The sequence below is a fragment of the Streptomyces sp. NPDC001544 genome, assembly GCF_042894285.1.
Taxonomy (GTDB): domain Bacteria; phylum Actinomycetota; class Actinomycetes; order Streptomycetales; family Streptomycetaceae; genus Streptomyces.
Map to the genome: position 1 here is coordinate 1 of NZ_JBIAVN010000023.1, position 13,691 is coordinate 13,691.

Annotated in this window: 13 protein-coding genes; 6 read left to right on the forward strand and 7 right to left on the reverse strand. The window is 72.5% G+C overall.

Features of this window, described 5'->3' with window-relative positions; genetic code table 11:
* Positions 1-88: 88 nt before the first annotated feature.
* The gene (purU, locus tag ACFY0F_RS35585) at positions 89-973 is read right to left on the reverse strand and encodes a formyltetrahydrofolate deformylase (RefSeq protein WP_388804040.1); all 885 of its coding nucleotides are present in this window, start codon (positions 971-973) and stop codon (positions 89-91) included.
* Between the two features lie 64 nt (positions 974-1,037).
* A complete protein-coding gene (locus ACFY0F_RS35590) occupies positions 1,038-1,484 on the reverse strand; it encodes a hypothetical protein (protein WP_388804301.1) in 447 nt (148 codons plus the stop codon).
* Positions 1,485-1,655: 171 nt separating this feature from the next.
* Here ACFY0F_RS35590 and ACFY0F_RS35595 point away from each other — a divergent pair, with 171 nt between their 5' ends.
* Both ACFY0F_RS35595 and ACFY0F_RS35600 read left to right on the forward strand, forming a co-directional pair.
* Positions 1,656-2,963 carry an ABC transporter substrate-binding protein gene (locus tag ACFY0F_RS35595; RefSeq protein ID WP_388804043.1) on the forward strand — a complete coding sequence of 436 codons (1,308 nt, stop codon included), beginning with the start codon at positions 1,656-1,658 and terminating at the stop codon, positions 2,961-2,963.
* A 157-nt stretch (positions 2,964-3,120) separates the two neighbouring features.
* On the forward strand, positions 3,121-3,291 hold the full coding sequence (locus tag ACFY0F_RS35600; RefSeq protein WP_190177074.1) for a hydrophobic protein: 171 nt from the start codon (positions 3,121-3,123) through the stop codon (positions 3,289-3,291).
* A 51-nt stretch (positions 3,292-3,342) separates the two neighbouring features.
* On the opposite strand, the gene ACFY0F_RS35605 is transcribed toward ACFY0F_RS35600, so the two are convergent.
* The 3 genes from ACFY0F_RS35605 to ACFY0F_RS35615 all read right to left on the reverse strand — a co-directional run bounded on the left by ACFY0F_RS35605 (position 3,343) and on the right by ACFY0F_RS35615 (position 7,369).
* Positions 3,343-4,113, reverse strand: coding sequence for a hypothetical protein (locus ACFY0F_RS35605; RefSeq protein ID WP_388804046.1), 771 nt, complete (start codon positions 4,111-4,113; stop codon positions 3,343-3,345).
* Between the two features lie 103 nt (positions 4,114-4,216).
* A complete protein-coding gene (locus ACFY0F_RS35610; RefSeq protein ID WP_388804049.1) occupies positions 4,217-5,782 on the reverse strand; it encodes a hypothetical protein in 1,566 nt (521 codons plus the stop codon).
* Between the two features lie 201 nt (positions 5,783-5,983).
* Positions 5,984-7,369, reverse strand: coding sequence for a transcriptional regulator (locus tag ACFY0F_RS35615; protein WP_388804052.1), 1,386 nt, complete (start codon positions 7,367-7,369; stop codon positions 5,984-5,986).
* Between the two features lie 275 nt (positions 7,370-7,644).
* Here ACFY0F_RS35615 and ACFY0F_RS35620 point away from each other — a divergent pair, with 275 nt between their 5' ends.
* The 3 genes from ACFY0F_RS35620 to ACFY0F_RS35630 are packed head-to-tail and all read left to right on the forward strand — an operon-like array spanning position 7,645 to position 10,709.
* On the forward strand, positions 7,645-8,310 hold the full coding sequence (locus tag ACFY0F_RS35620) for a bifunctional DNA primase/polymerase (RefSeq protein WP_388804055.1): 666 nt from the start codon (positions 7,645-7,647) through the stop codon (positions 8,308-8,310).
* A gap of 24 nt (positions 8,311-8,334) precedes the next feature.
* On the forward strand, positions 8,335-9,123 hold the full coding sequence (locus ACFY0F_RS35625) for an ABC transporter ATP-binding protein (RefSeq protein WP_388804058.1): 789 nt from the start codon (positions 8,335-8,337) through the stop codon (positions 9,121-9,123).
* A complete protein-coding gene (locus ACFY0F_RS35630) occupies positions 9,120-10,709 on the forward strand; it encodes a transporter (RefSeq protein WP_388804061.1) in 1,590 nt (529 codons plus the stop codon). The genes ACFY0F_RS35625 and ACFY0F_RS35630 overlap by 4 nt, the downstream gene beginning before the upstream one ends.
* Positions 10,710-10,831: 122 nt before the next feature.
* Here ACFY0F_RS35630 and ACFY0F_RS35635 read toward each other — a convergent pair whose 3' ends face one another.
* A complete protein-coding gene (locus tag ACFY0F_RS35635; RefSeq protein WP_388804064.1) occupies positions 10,832-11,707 on the reverse strand; it encodes an alpha/beta fold hydrolase in 876 nt (291 codons plus the stop codon).
* 277 nt (positions 11,708-11,984) lie between these two features.
* Positions 11,985-12,674, reverse strand: a complete 690-nt coding sequence (locus tag ACFY0F_RS35640; protein ID WP_388804067.1) for a metal-dependent transcriptional regulator — start codon at positions 12,672-12,674, stop codon at positions 11,985-11,987.
* 245 nt (positions 12,675-12,919) lie between these two features.
* On the opposite strand from ACFY0F_RS35640, the gene ACFY0F_RS35645 reads away from it, so the two are divergent.
* On the forward strand, positions 12,920-13,675 hold the full coding sequence (locus tag ACFY0F_RS35645) for an SIS domain-containing protein (RefSeq protein ID WP_388804070.1): 756 nt from the start codon (positions 12,920-12,922) through the stop codon (positions 13,673-13,675).
* Positions 13,676-13,691 lie beyond the last annotated feature (16 nt).

The following is a 13,691-nucleotide window of genomic DNA, read 5'->3' on the forward strand; positions in this document are numbered from 1 at the left end:
GGTGGGGGCACCGCCCGCTCGAGCGAAGCCGAGAGTGGGGGAGGGCGTGCCAAGCCCCGCGTCTGCGGCATGATCCGCCGGACAGGCCCTAGGCGAACACCACCGTGCGCCGCCCGTTCAGCAGGATCCTGCGCTCGGCATGCCACTTGACCGCCCGCGCCAGCGCCTGACACTCCACGTCCCGCCCGATGGCGACGAGTTGGTCCGGTGTCACGTCGTGGCCGACCCGCTCGACCTCCTGCTCGATGATCGGGCCCTCGTCGAGGTCCGCGGTGACGTAGTGCGCGGTCGCCCCGATCAGCTTCACGCCCCGCGCGTGCGCCTGGTGGTACGGCTTCGCGCCCTTGAAGCTCGGCAGGAAGGAGTGGTGGATGTTGATGATCCGCCCGCTGAGCTCCTTGCACATGTCGTCGGAGAGGACCTGCATGTAGCGGGCGAGCACCACCAGCTCGACGTTCTCCTCCCGCACGAGCTCCAGCAGCCGTGCCTCGGCCTGCGGCTTGGTGTCCCTCGTCACCGGAATGTGGTGGAAGGGGATGTTGTAGGACCCCACCAGCTCCTGGAACTCGGTGTGGTTGGACACCACCGCCGCGATGTCCACCGGCAGCGCACCGATCCGCGCCCGGAAGAGCAGGTCGTTCAGGCAGTGCCCGAACTTGCTGACCATGAGGACGATGCGCATCCGCTCGTCGGCCCGGTTGATCTGCCACTCCATGTGGAAGGAGTCGCCGATCGCCGCGAAGCTGGCCCGCAGCTTGTCCACCGAGACCGGGGCCTCCGCCGAGAAGTGCACCCGCATGAAGAACAGCCCCGTGTCGTGGTCACCGAACTGCTGGCTGTCCTCGATGTTGCAGCCGGTCATGAACAGGTAGCTCGACACGGCGTGCACGATGCCCTGCTTGTCCGGGCAGGAGAGGGTGAGGACGTACTGGTCGGCGGGGGCCGCCGCGGCTCGGTTGGACTGCTCGTTCATGCCCCACAGGTTCCCATACCGCCCTGTCTCCCGGGGGCGCGGTCCGCCTGCCGGGACAGCACGCCTAGGCGGTCCTGGTCATGATCCGCAGCACCTCGAGGGTCCGGGGCGGGCTGTCCGGGTCCTCGCCGTCGCTGGCCGCCATCCGGACATGCGCGTCCCGCGCCGCCCGCACCGCCTCCGGCCACCCGTGGTGCTCGAGGTAGGCGGACACCGGTGCGTCCGGCCCCACCTGGTGCATGATCCGCAGCACCCGCAGCACGGCCGTGTCGACCAGCGCCGCCTCCTGCGAGTCCCGGAAGATCGTCCCGACGTACTTCTCGGCCGACCAGTTGTCCAGCCAGGTGTCCTCGACCAGCCGGTACACGGCGTCGGTGACGTCGCCGTACCCGTCGACACCCGCCAGCCAGACGTCCCGCTGGAACACCGGATCGGAGAGCATGTGCAGCGCCGAGCGCACATTGCTGCGCCAGCGCCACCACGGCATGTCGTTCAGGGGCATACCGCCCATGGTGGACGAGCGGCGGCCGCGACGGGAAGAGTTCTCCGAACCTTGCACAGTCGTCGATCGTACGTTCCCCGCACCAGAAGCCTCACAGGCCCCCGTAATTCACCTGTAGGTCACCGCCCGTTGACCGGTGGTCACTTCCGGGTTAGCCGTGTGAGGGAATCGTGCGGGGACATGACCGGTAGGCGACGCACCCGAAGCACCCTTCTCCGCTTCCTTCCTCGGTCCGCCAGGGCGACCGCGCTGTCCGCGGGCGCCCTGGCCGCCTGTGCGTCGCTCACCGCCGGATGCGGGATCGTCCCCGGGACCGCGGGGGGCTCCGGGGACGACTCGATCAAGGTGATGACGTGGGCGCCGGACGGGACCGACGCCACCAACAAGCCGGGCATGCCCGCCATGGCCCGCGCCTACGCCCGCTGGCTCAACTCCCGCGGCGGCATCGACGGCCGCAAGCTGGAGGTCCTCACCTGCAACGACCACAACGATCCCGTGAACGCCGCGCGGTGCGCCCGGCGCGCGGCCGACGAGGACGTGGTGGCGGTCGTCGGCTCCTACAGCCAGTTCGGGGACTCCTACTTCGCCCCGCTGGAGGGCGCCGGCATCCCCTACATCGGCGGCTACGGCGTGACGAACGAGGAGCTCACCCGCGCCTACTCCTACCCGGTCAACGGCGGCCAGCCCGCACTGCTGGCCGGCCTCGGCAAGGCGCTCGCCCGGAACTGCGGCCCCGTCGCCCTGGTCCGGCCCGACAGCATCGCCGGTGACGAACTGCCGACCGTGCTGGACGCGGGCCTGAAGGCCGGCGGCCACAAGGAGGCGCACGATTTACTCGCGGCCGAGGACGCCACCGAGTACGGCACCATGGCGGACCGGGCCCTGAACGCGGCGACCGCCGACCCGTCGCAGCAGGGCTGCGTGGTGCCGGCGCTCGGGGACCGCAACGACACCTTCATGGACTCCTTCCGGCGTAGCCGGGAGGGCCGCCCGGCGGTGCGGACCGCGACCGTCATGGGCAGCGTCGACCAGACGACGATCAACGCGACGGGCGGTGCGTCGGGACCGTACGAGGGGGCGTACATCACCGGCTGGTATCCGGTGGCCTCCGACCAGCGCTGGGACCGGATGAAGAAGGTGATCAACGAGGAGGCCTTCGGCGACAACCGCATCGACCCCGCGGACGCCGGAGTGCAGACCACCTGGATCGCCTACACCGTCCTGAAGGCCGTCCTGGAGCGGATCGGCACCGGCGAGGTCACCGCCGACACCGTGCGGCGCACCCTCGACAACGGCCTCCAGGTCGGCACGGGCGGCCTCACCCCCACGCTCCGGTGGCCCCGCAACTCCACGCTCGCCGCCGTCGGCCTCACCCGGCTGGTCAACACGGACGTGAACCTCCAGGTCGTCAAGGACGGCCGGCTGGTCCCGGCCGCCAGGAACGCCGTGAACGTGACCAGCACGCTGGAGAAGGCCGACATCGGCTGAGGGTCCTTTCACCCGGCGGACCGGGCGGTGCATCAGACGCCGAAGAGGGGGAAGCGTGCATGGCGCGCACGTGCCCTTCATCCCGTGGAACTAACTCCTCTTTTGTGTGCTTGTAGGGGCGATGTAAGGGCATCCGGTGGTCAGGAGGTTGATAACGATGGTTCCCCTGCTTCTGGTTCTTCTTCTGGCCCTGATCCTCTTCGGGGCGGGCTTTGCGCTGAAGGCGCTGTGGTGGATCGCGGTGGTCGTGCTGATCGTGTGGCTGTTGGGCTTCGTGGTCCGGTCCGCGGACGGTGCGGGCGGCAAGGGCCGCTGGTACCGCTGGTAGACGCCGCACCAGCTCCCGCCCTGTGGACCGACCCCGGGGCGGGAGTTTTCCCTATCCGGCGGCGATGCCGCTGCCGTCGATCGGATCGTCGGATCGCAGCAGCCGCAGGAACGCCTTCACCCCCGTGATGATCTCCTGGTTGTCCGTGAGGCGGTTCACCGTGGACTCGAACTCACGGCCCAGCGCGGCGATGCGGCGGTCCGTTTCCTTCGCCCCGTCGTAGGTGCTCAAGGCCAGCGCGTCCACGGTGCGGCGGAGTTCGGCGAGGGCTTTGTACTGTTCCTCCGCCTTCTCCTCCAGGACCCGCGTTCCGGACTCGGCGCGGTCCAGTCGGGCACGGAGTTCCACGACGTCGTCCCGCGGGTACCTGACTTCCTTCATGAGGGTGCCCAGGCGGCGGCGGAGCCGGCCGAAGTAGGCGCCGGCCGGGCGGAAGAACGTGCTCAGGAGGAAGAACGCGGCGAACCAGTAGCCCGTGAACCCACCCGTCGCCCAGGTGACCGCCACGACGACCCCCGCCGTCAGGACATGGCCCGCTACCGCCGCCCGGAGCATCACACGGGCTATCCGCGCCGCTTCCGTGTCCCGGGCCCTGGAGATCTCCATCCCCCTCTCCCGGCTCACCGCGATCTCGGAGAGCACCGCATGCGCGCGGAAGTAGAGGTTCCAGGGCAGGGTCAGCAGGAGCATCAGCCACAGCAGGCTCAGTACGCCGGCTCCCACGGCGAACACCACGGCCGGTGGCGCGCCCGCCACGTAGGCGAAGATCAGCGCTCCGGCCGCCGCCACCACGGCCAGCAGCGCCCCCAGAAATCTGCCCATGCCCCGGCTCCCGTCCGCACGCCCCCTCGACACGGCCCATCGTTCCTGCCCAGGTGCTCCTTGGCATGAGTAGGCGTACTCAGCCCGCGGCCGGCCCCCGCGCTCAGAGCTGGGTCGGCTGGCGCTGGGTGAGGCCGTACGTCTTCGCGATCGCGTTCCACAGCGCGGCGGCCCTGACCTTCTGCGTGCTGGCGGCGCCGCTGGCGCGGTTGCCCGCCGCGGTCTGGCCGGTGCTGCGGGCCTGGCCCTTCTTGCAGCCCTTCTTGCCGGAGACCTGGTCCGCCCACGCCGCGTAGTGGCTGTCGGCCGCCGCGGAGGCCTGCCAGGCCTTGGTCAGCGCGCTGGTCAGGTCGGCGTGGTTCGGCAGCTTGTCGACGGCCAGCTTCGACAGGCTGGTGACCAGGCCGCTGCGCTGCTTGGCGGCGTCACGCAGGTCGGAGGCGGCACCGTCCAGGTTGTTGCAGGCCCGTACGTCGGCCACCGCGTTGATCACCGAGGAGCGGCTGTTGCCGCTGTCGGCGAGCAGCTTGTCCAGGGCGACGGCCTGCTGCCGGGCCGGGTCGGCGGCGGACTTGGAGTCCTCGGTGGCGGGCGCCGACGCGGCGACGTTCTTGTTGCGGTCGCCGCCGCCACCACCGCCGCCACCGCCGCCGAGCAGTGCGCCGGCGCCGATCCCGAGGACGGCGATGCCGACGCCGACGGCCGCGATCAGCGGCACCCGCGACCGGGTCCGTCCTCCACGGCCGCCGCCCTGGTCCTGCGGGGCGTACGCGGGCTGCGGCTGCCCGGGGTGGGCGCCGGGCGGCTCCTGGAAGCGCGGCATCTGCTGCGTGGCCCCGGCCGGCCCCTCGCCGCCCGGGCCGCCGCGGAAGAGGTTGTCGAACTCGGAGGGCGGCTGCCGGTCCCCGCCGAAGGCGCCGGTGTACGGCGGTATGTACTGCGTGGCCTCGGCGTCCGCGCCCGCCGCGGCGGGCTGCTGCACCGGCCCGCCCAGGTACCGCGTCTGCTCGCCCGCCTCGGGCGGCAGCGCCCCCGAGGTCACCGGAGGCATGTACTGCGTCGCGCCCTCGTCGGCCGGCGCGGGCCCGGCGGTGACCGGCGGCAGGTACTGGGTGGCGCCCTCGTCGGCGGGGGCGGCCGGGGGGACCGGCGGCAGGTACTGGGTGGCGGCCTCGGCGACGGGCGGCATCGGGGCGCCCTGCGGTCCCGGGCCGGCCTGGCCGTACGACGGCTGGGACGCGGGGGCGCCGAAACCGTACGCCGGGTTCTGCGCGGCCGGGCCGCCGGGGCCGTACCCCTGGTGGTCCGGCGTCTGCCCCCCGTACGCCGGCGCCGGGGCGCCCTCCGGGGGAAGCGGGCCCGCGCCCGCGCTGCCCGGGGTCTGGTCGGTCCAGGCGCCGGGCTGCTCCGGCGCCGACCACTGCTGGGCCTGCTGGGCGGGCGCCTCGGGCCAGGCCGGGTCGTACTGGGGCGCCTGCTGGTGCTCCGGGCCCCACTGCCGGTCCCACGCCTGGCCGCCGGACGGGCCGGCCGGGGGCTGCGGCGCCGGCTGGGGGACGGGCCCGCCCGTCATGCCCGGCAGCAGCGGCTCGCCACCGTCGGAGGGCAGCACGATGCCTTCGCGCGCGGGCCGCGCCGAGGGCTCCTCGCCCTGTCCACTCTGCGTCACCAGGACTCCTACGATCGGGGGACCTTCGAGAACGTCGGCTCACGCTACCGGGTACCCCGAGCCTGGTGCCACGCAGCCGAAGGCGTGACCTCCTGCCCTGTGACAGCCGTAACAAAACCACCCCGCGGTGCGCCGGTTCAGCCGGCTCCCGACCGCCACCGGATCGTTCGCCGTCCGTTCACACGCCCGCGGGGCATCCGTTCACGCCGCCTGCTGCAACTCCAGCCGCGCACCGAACTCCCTCACCACCGCCTCCTCCCGGTACGGCTCCAGGCGCTGCTGGAAGTCCTCCAGATACTCGGCGCCGCGGTTGGAGCGGAGTGTCTCCAGCAGCTCGACCGCCTTCATGCCGGTGCTGCAGGCCTGTTCGATCTCCCGCTGCTGCACCTGGGCCGTGGCGAGCAGCACATAGCCGATCGCGCGCCGGCGCGCCCGGGTCTCGGGGTGCCCGGCGAGGGACTCCTCCGCGCACCGGGCCGCCGCGTCCGCCTGCCCCAGGTCGCGGTGGCAGTGCGCCAGTTCGTCGGCGAGGTAGGCCTCGTCGAAGTGCGCGATCCACGGCGGGTCGTCCCCGGAGTCGGAGTCGGCCCGGTCCATGGCCGCCACCGCCCGCCCGGTCGCCACCTGGGCGGCGCGCGCGTCACCCAGCAGGGCGTGCCCGCGCGCCTCCGCCGCATGGAACATGGCCTCCGCGCGCGGGGTCACGCGACCACGCGCCCCCTCCTGCGCCGCCCGCGCCAACTGGGCGATCTCCCGGGGGTTCCCGAGCTGGGCCGCGAGGTGGCTCATGGAGGCCGCGAGGACGTAGCCGCCGTAGCCGCGGTCGCCCGCCGCCTGCGCCAGCCGCAGGGACTGGATGTAGTAGCGCTGGGCCAGCCCCGGCTGCCCGGTGTCCACGGCCATGTATCCGGCGAGCTCGGTCAGGCGGGCGACCGCGGCGAACAGGTCGCGGCCGACGGCCTCCCGGTAGGAGCCGGCGAGCAGCCCGGACACGACGCTGTTGAGGTAGTGCACGACCACGGGCCGCACGTGCCCGCTGCCGTACTGGTGGTCGAGGTCGGTCAGCGCCTGGGTCATCGCGGTCACCGCGGCCACGTCGGACTGCCCGACCCGCGGCCCGGCCGAGCGCGCCACCTGCGCGTCCGGCGCCGAGATCAGCCAGTCGCGGCTGGGCTCGACCAGCGCGGACGCGGCGACCGAGGAACCGGACAGGAAGTCCCGGCGGCCCACGTCGCTGCGCCACAACTCGCAGACCTGCTCGATGGCCCCCAGCACCGTCGGCGAGAACTGCAGACCCACGCCCGAGGCGAGGTTCTTGCCGTTGGCCATGCCGATCTCGTCGATCGTGACCGTACGGCCGAGCTTGCGTCCGATGGCCTCGGCGATGATCGCCGGTGCGCGTCCGCGGGGTTGCTGTCCGCGGAGCCAGCGGGCCACGGACGTTTTGTCGTACCGCAGGTCGAGACCGTGCTCGGCGCCGCACATGTTGACCCGGCGGGCGAGCCCGGCGTTCGAGCACCCCGCCTCCTGGATGAGCGCCTGCAACCGTTCGTTCGGCTGCCGCGCGACAAGCGGCCTGGCGGCCATGGATACCCCCTGGCGAAGCGAAAAGATCCGGCCGGGAAGATCAATGCCCAGCGGACATACCGAAAATGCCAGGCATAAGAGGATTGCCGGGACTCTTGCCCCGGTGACGACCCCACCCCTGGCTACCCCGCCGGAGCCCCTGCCCCTACCACGCGCCCCCGGACATGCACCCATGCGCCCCGGCCGGGGAAGCGGTGCTCCTCCCCCGCGCGCGAAGTCCGCCCGAGGACGGGGCCCGCCCGTAACCACGGATGGGTGCGGGAGTTGAGTGGAGCGTGGAAGAGACGATCGCGCGTACCGAAACCGTCCAGAGTGCCGGTCAGATCCCCCAGCAGCGCGGGGAATCGCTGCTGGAGACCGCCGTTCGCTATGTCGAGGAGCGCCACTGGGAAGTGGTCGCGGGCACCTGGCTGGAAGCCGTCGACGGGGTGCAGCGCTGCTCCTGCGGGGACGCCGCGTGCCCCGCGCCGGGGGCGCATCCGGCACGGCCGGACTGGGTGGCGCAGGCGACCGGCAGCACGACCGTCGCCCGCCGGATGTGGCAGAAGCAGCCGACGGCGTCGATCCTGCTGCCGACCGGGCGGACGTTCGACACACTGTCCGTCCCGGAGACCGCGGGCTTCCTGGCCCTCGCCCGGATGGAGCGGATGGAGCTCACCCTCGGTCCGGTGACCCTCGCCCCGGACCGGCGGATGCACTTCTTCGTACTGCCGGGGGCCACGGTGAAGATCCCGGAACTGGTGCGGGGGCTCGGCTGGTCGCCGGGCTCGCTGAACCTGGTGGCCCTCGGCGAGGGCGGCTACGTCGCCGCGCCTCCGACCCGCTTCGGCTCCCGGGGAGCGGTCCAGTGGGCGTGCCGGCCCACCGCGGCGAACCGGTGGCTGCCCGACGCGGAGGAGCTGGTCTCCTCCCTCGCCTACGCCTGCGGACGCGACCGCTGATCCGTTGCCCCGTAGGGTTCTGGCATGGCCGAGGATGCAGATGCAGGTGCGGTTGCCGTCCGTTCACGGGGGCTGTGGAAGCGGTTCGGGCAGCAGGTCGCCGTGGGCGGGGTCGATCTGGACCTGCCCGCCGGCAGGTTCATCGGGTTGGTCGGGCCGAACGGGGCCGGGAAGACCACGACGCTGTCCATGGTGACCGGGCTGCTGCGGCCCGACGAGGGGTCCGTCGAGGTCGTGGGGCACGACGTGTGGCGGGACCCGGTGGCCGTCAAGGCCCGGATCGGCGTGCTGCCCGAGGGACTACGGCTGTTCGAACGGCTGTCGGGAGCGGAACTGCTCGGCTACGCGGGCCGGTTGCGGGGCCTTCCCGGCGCCGAGGTGGACCGGCGGGCGGACCAGCTGCTGGACGTACTCGACCTCGCCGGAGCCCGGCACAAACTCGTCGTCGACTACTCGACCGGCATGCGCAAGAAGATAGGCCTCGCCGCGGCCCTCCTCCACAACCCCGAAGTCCTCTTCCTCGACGAGCCGTTCGAGGGCGTCGACCCGGTGTCCGCGCAGACCATCCGCGGCGTCCTGGAGCGCTACACCGCCTCCGGCGCCACCGTCGTCTTCTCCTCCCACGTCATGGAGCTCGTCGAGTCGCTGTGCGACTGGGTCGCCGTCATGGCCGCGGGCCGCATCCGGGCGCACGGCCCGCTCGCCGAGGTGCGCGGCGAACACCCCACCCTGCAGCAGGCGTTCCTCGAACTGGTCGGCGCGCAGGGGCGCGACGCCGGGTCCGGTCTGGACTGGCTGGGCGGCGCCCGATGACCGGCGTCACCTCCACCGTCGTACGGCTGAAACTGTCCCTGCTGCGCGGCGGGCTCCGGCAGTCCGGCGGCCGGCGGGCCGCGTTCGTCGCGTCGGCCGTGGTCGCCGTCCTGTTCGGCGCGTTGCAACTGCTCGGCCTGCTCGCACTGCGCGGCCACGCGCACGTCGACGCCGTGGCCGTCCTGGGCACCGCCGTACTGGCCCTGGGCTGGGCGGTCATGCCGCTGTTCTTCCCCAGCGGCGACGAGACCCTGGACCCGACCCGGCTGGTACTGCTCCCGCTGCGCCCGCGCCCGCTGGTACGGGCCCTGCTGGCCGCCTCCCTGGTCGGCATCGGGCCGCTGTTCACGCTGCTGGTGCTGGTGGGCTGCGCGCTGTCGGTCGCCGACGGACCGGCCGGCTACGGGGTCGCCGTCGTCGCCGTGGGCCTCGCGCTGCTGGTGTGCGTGGCACTGGCGCGGGCCGTCGCCGCCGCCAACGTCCGTCTGCTGACCAGCCGCAGGGGCCGCGACCTGGCCGTGCTCAGCGGACTGGTCATCGCGGTCGGCGCCCAATTGGTCAACTTCGGCGCCCAGCACCTGGGTTCGGCCGGACTGGGGCGGCTCGCCCCGGTGGCCGACGTACTGGGCTGGCTGCCGCCGGCGTCGGCGGTGGCCGCGGTGCGGGCGGCGAGCGAGGGGGCGTACGGCAGGGCGGTCGCCCAACTGCTGCTGAGCGCCGGGGCACTGGTGCTGCTGCTCGCGGGCTGGGCACGCAGTCTGACCCGGCTGATGGTGTCGCCCGACGGTTCCACCCTGCCGGCCGCCGACGCCCGGACCCGCCGTCAGCGGTCGGGGGGCGGGCTGGGACGCCTCCTGCCCGGCGGGCGTACCGGCACGGTCATGGAACGCAGCCTGCGCTATGTCTGGCGTGATCCGAAGACCAAGGCCGCCTGGGTGACCTCGCTCGCCATCGGGCTGATCGTGCCGGTGTTCAACGCGGCGCAGGGCACCGGGTCGATCTACTTCGCGTGCTTCGCCGCCGGGATGCTCGGCATCCAGATGTACAACCAGTTCGGCCAGGACACCTCCGCGTTCTGGATGGTGGCGCTGACCATCTCCGCGCCCAGGGACGCCTACGTGGAGCTGCGCGGGCGGGCCCTGGCGCTGCTGGCGATCACCCTGCCGTACGCCACCCTCGTCACCGTGCTGACCACGGCGGTCCTGGACGACTGGCCCCGGCTGCCCGAGGCGCTCGGCCTCTCCTTGGCACTGCTCGGGGCGATGCTGGCGACCGGTGCGTGGACCTCGGCCCGCTTCCCGTACTCCATCCCCCAGGAGGGCTACAAGAACGTGGCCCCCGGCCAGACGGGCCTCGCCTGGATCTCGATCTTCGGCGGCATGGTCGGCGCGGCCCTGCTGTGCGCGCCCGTCATCGGCCTGACGATCTGGCTGAACGTCACCGCGAACGGCGCCGCCTGGACCTGGCTGCTGCTCCCCCTGGGAGCGGCCTACGGCACGGGCATCACCTGGGCAGGCCTGCACCTGGCGGCCCCACGAACAGCGGCCCGCCTACCGGAGATCCTGACGGCGGTGAGCAAGGGCTGACGGCACACGTCGCCCCCGAAGGGGCGCGGGGCTGCAACCGACCGGGGGCGCGGGGAACCGCGCGACAAGCCACAACGCACCGGCACTCGCCGTACGGCAGAACCCGGCAGACGAGAACGCGCTCACACCCCGAGCACGGATTCAAGGAACGGCTCCACCGCCCCCCGCCAAGCCTCCGGCTGGTCATAGTGGACAAGGTGCCCCGCGTCCGCCACCTCCGCGTACTCGCCGCGGGGCAGCACACGGACCATCTCCTGGGCCTCCGCCCGCCCCAGCTCCCCGTCGAGGCCGCGTACGACCAGCGCGGGGCACTCGACCAGGGCGAGCTCCTCCCAGTGCGCGTCGTACACCCAGGTCTCGCGGGACTTGAGCATCTGGTCGGGCTCGAAGACGGGGCGCCAGCCGTCCGGGGTCTCCTGCATGACCTCGGCGTAGAAGGCCCCCCGGCGGGGGTTCGGGCGCTCCACCCAGGGATCGTCCTCGCCGAACCACTTGCGTACGTCGGCGAGCGTGGCGAAGGGGACGGGCCAGGACCGGAACCAGTCGGCCCACTCGCGCTGCGAGGCCGCGCCGAGCGCGGAGGCCCGCATGTCGCAGATGATCAGGCCGCGGACCAGGTCGGGGCGCTTGGCGGCGAGCTGCCAGGCGGTCAGCGCCCCCATGGCGTGGCCGATGACGACGGCGGGCGCGAGGCCGAGCTGTTCCAGTGCGGCCTCGGCGTCCTCGATGTACGCGTCCCGGGTGTAGGCGGCCTTCGGGGGCTTGTCGCTCTGGCCGTGACCCCGCTGGTCCAGCGCGACGGCGTGGTACCGCTCGGAGAGCCAGCGGGCGGTGGACGCCCAGTGCGCGGCACGGCCCATCAGACCGTGCAGTAACAGCACGCCGGCCCGCGTCCGGCCGGAACCCGCAGCGGCCGGATCGCCCTTGGGAGGGTCCGCGTACTCCCAGGCGGCGAGTCGCACGCCACCCGCCCCCGTCACATCGATGCGCCGTGCCATGGGTCAGGCCCCCCTACCTCCGGTCGGACACCCGCACACTATCGAATGGCTATTCGAAAATTCCGGATCTGCGATCAACACCCCTCGTTCGAGTGACACCCCTCAAGGAATGATCGCCGCCGCCCAGGGGATCTCTACAGCGGGGGGCGGACCGCTCGGGGAAACCGGTCCGCGGGGAATGACCCTGAGAGCTCGGGGCTCCGGGTCACACAGGGGAGGACAGGCCCCGGCGCCGGACGGCGCCGGGGCCTTCCACCTGTCCGCGGCCGGCGGCGGATCAGGGCTTCGCCACGAACACGTGGGAGGCCACGTCCGCCTCCAGCTCGGCCGCCTCGCCCCCGCTGCCGACCAGCACACCCCCCGCCGCCTCCGTCACGCTCACCACCGAACCCGGCTGCACACCGGCCCGGCGCAGCGTGTACATCAGCTGCGCGTCCGTCTGGATGGGCTCACCGATCCGGCGGACCACGACCGTCTTGCCGTCCCCCGGGTCCAGGTCGGCCAGCGACACCATGCCCTCGTCCAGGAACGGATTCGCACCGTCCTTCTCGCCCAGCTCCTCCAACCCCGGGATGGGATTGCCGTACGGCGACTCGGTCGGGTGACGCAGCAGCTCCAGCACGCGACGCTCCACGGCCTCGCTCATCACGTGCTCCCAGCGACACGCCTCCGCGTGCACCTGCTCCCACTCCAGGCCGATCACGTCGACCAGCAGACACTCCGCCAGACGGTGCTTGCGCATCACACGCGTGGCCAGCCGGCGGCCCTCGTCGGTGAGCTCCAGATGCCGGTCACTGGCCACCGACACCAGACCGTCGCGCTCCATCCGCGCCACCGTCTGGCTCACCGTCGGCCCGCTCTGGTCGAGACGCTCGGCGATGCGGGCGCGCATGGGGACCACGCCTTCCTCCTCGAGCTCGAGGATGGTGCGGAGATACATCTCCGTGGTGTCGATCAGTCCGGACATACGTGCCCCTCGATTGCTTCTGCCGGAAAGCTCGCCGCTCCCCGGCGCGTGCGCTGGCCCTGACCCAATTCTGACGCATACCACCGACAACCGTGCCGCGCCGCCGAAACCCACCCGGCGGCGAACACCCGCCCGCGGGGCCCGTCCCAGGCCACCGCCACCGTATTGACAGCACACTGGTCCAGACCGCACGGTGATCCGCGACACGGACGCTGCGGACACAGACGCCTGCGAAGGGGCAACGCATGAGCGACGGCACGCCGGCCGACCAGTTCCTCGACGCCGCCATCGGCCTGCTGCGCCGGGTCAAGGAGGAGGAGTCGCAGACCGTCACGGCCGCCGCGACACTCCTCGCCGACACCGTCGAGGCCGGCGGCCGGCTGTTCGCCTTCGGCGCCGGCCACTCCTCACTCGCCGCACAGGACGTCGTCTACCGCGCGGGCGGCCTCGCCCTGATGAACCTGCTCGCCGTCCCCGGAGCCGTCGGCGTCGACGTCGTCCCAGCCACCCTCGGCTCCGCCCTCGAACGCGTCGACGGCCTGGCCACCGCCGTCCTCGGCACCTCACCGCTCCGCGCCGGCGACACCCTCGTGATCATCTCGCTCTCCGGCCGCAACGCCCTCCCCGTCGAGATGGCGGCGGGCGCCCGCGCCCTCGGCGCGAAGGTCGTCGGCGTGACATCGGTCGCCTACGCCACCGAGACCACGTCCCGGCACTCCTCCGGAACCTTCCTCAAGGACCACTGCGACATCGTCCTCGACTCCAAGATCGCCGTCGGCGACGCCGAACTCGCCCTCGACACCGTCCCCGCGCCCTTCGCCCCCGCCTCCACGGTCGTCACCACCGCCCTCCTCCAGGCGGTCATGGCCACGGCAGCCGCCCTCCTCGCCGACCGCGGCATCGAACCCCCGCTGCTGCGCTCCGGCAACGTGGACGGCGGCCACGACTGGAACCGCCACGTCTTCGAGCAGTACCGGGACCGGATCTTCTACCAGCACTGAGCACGCCGAGCGGGCT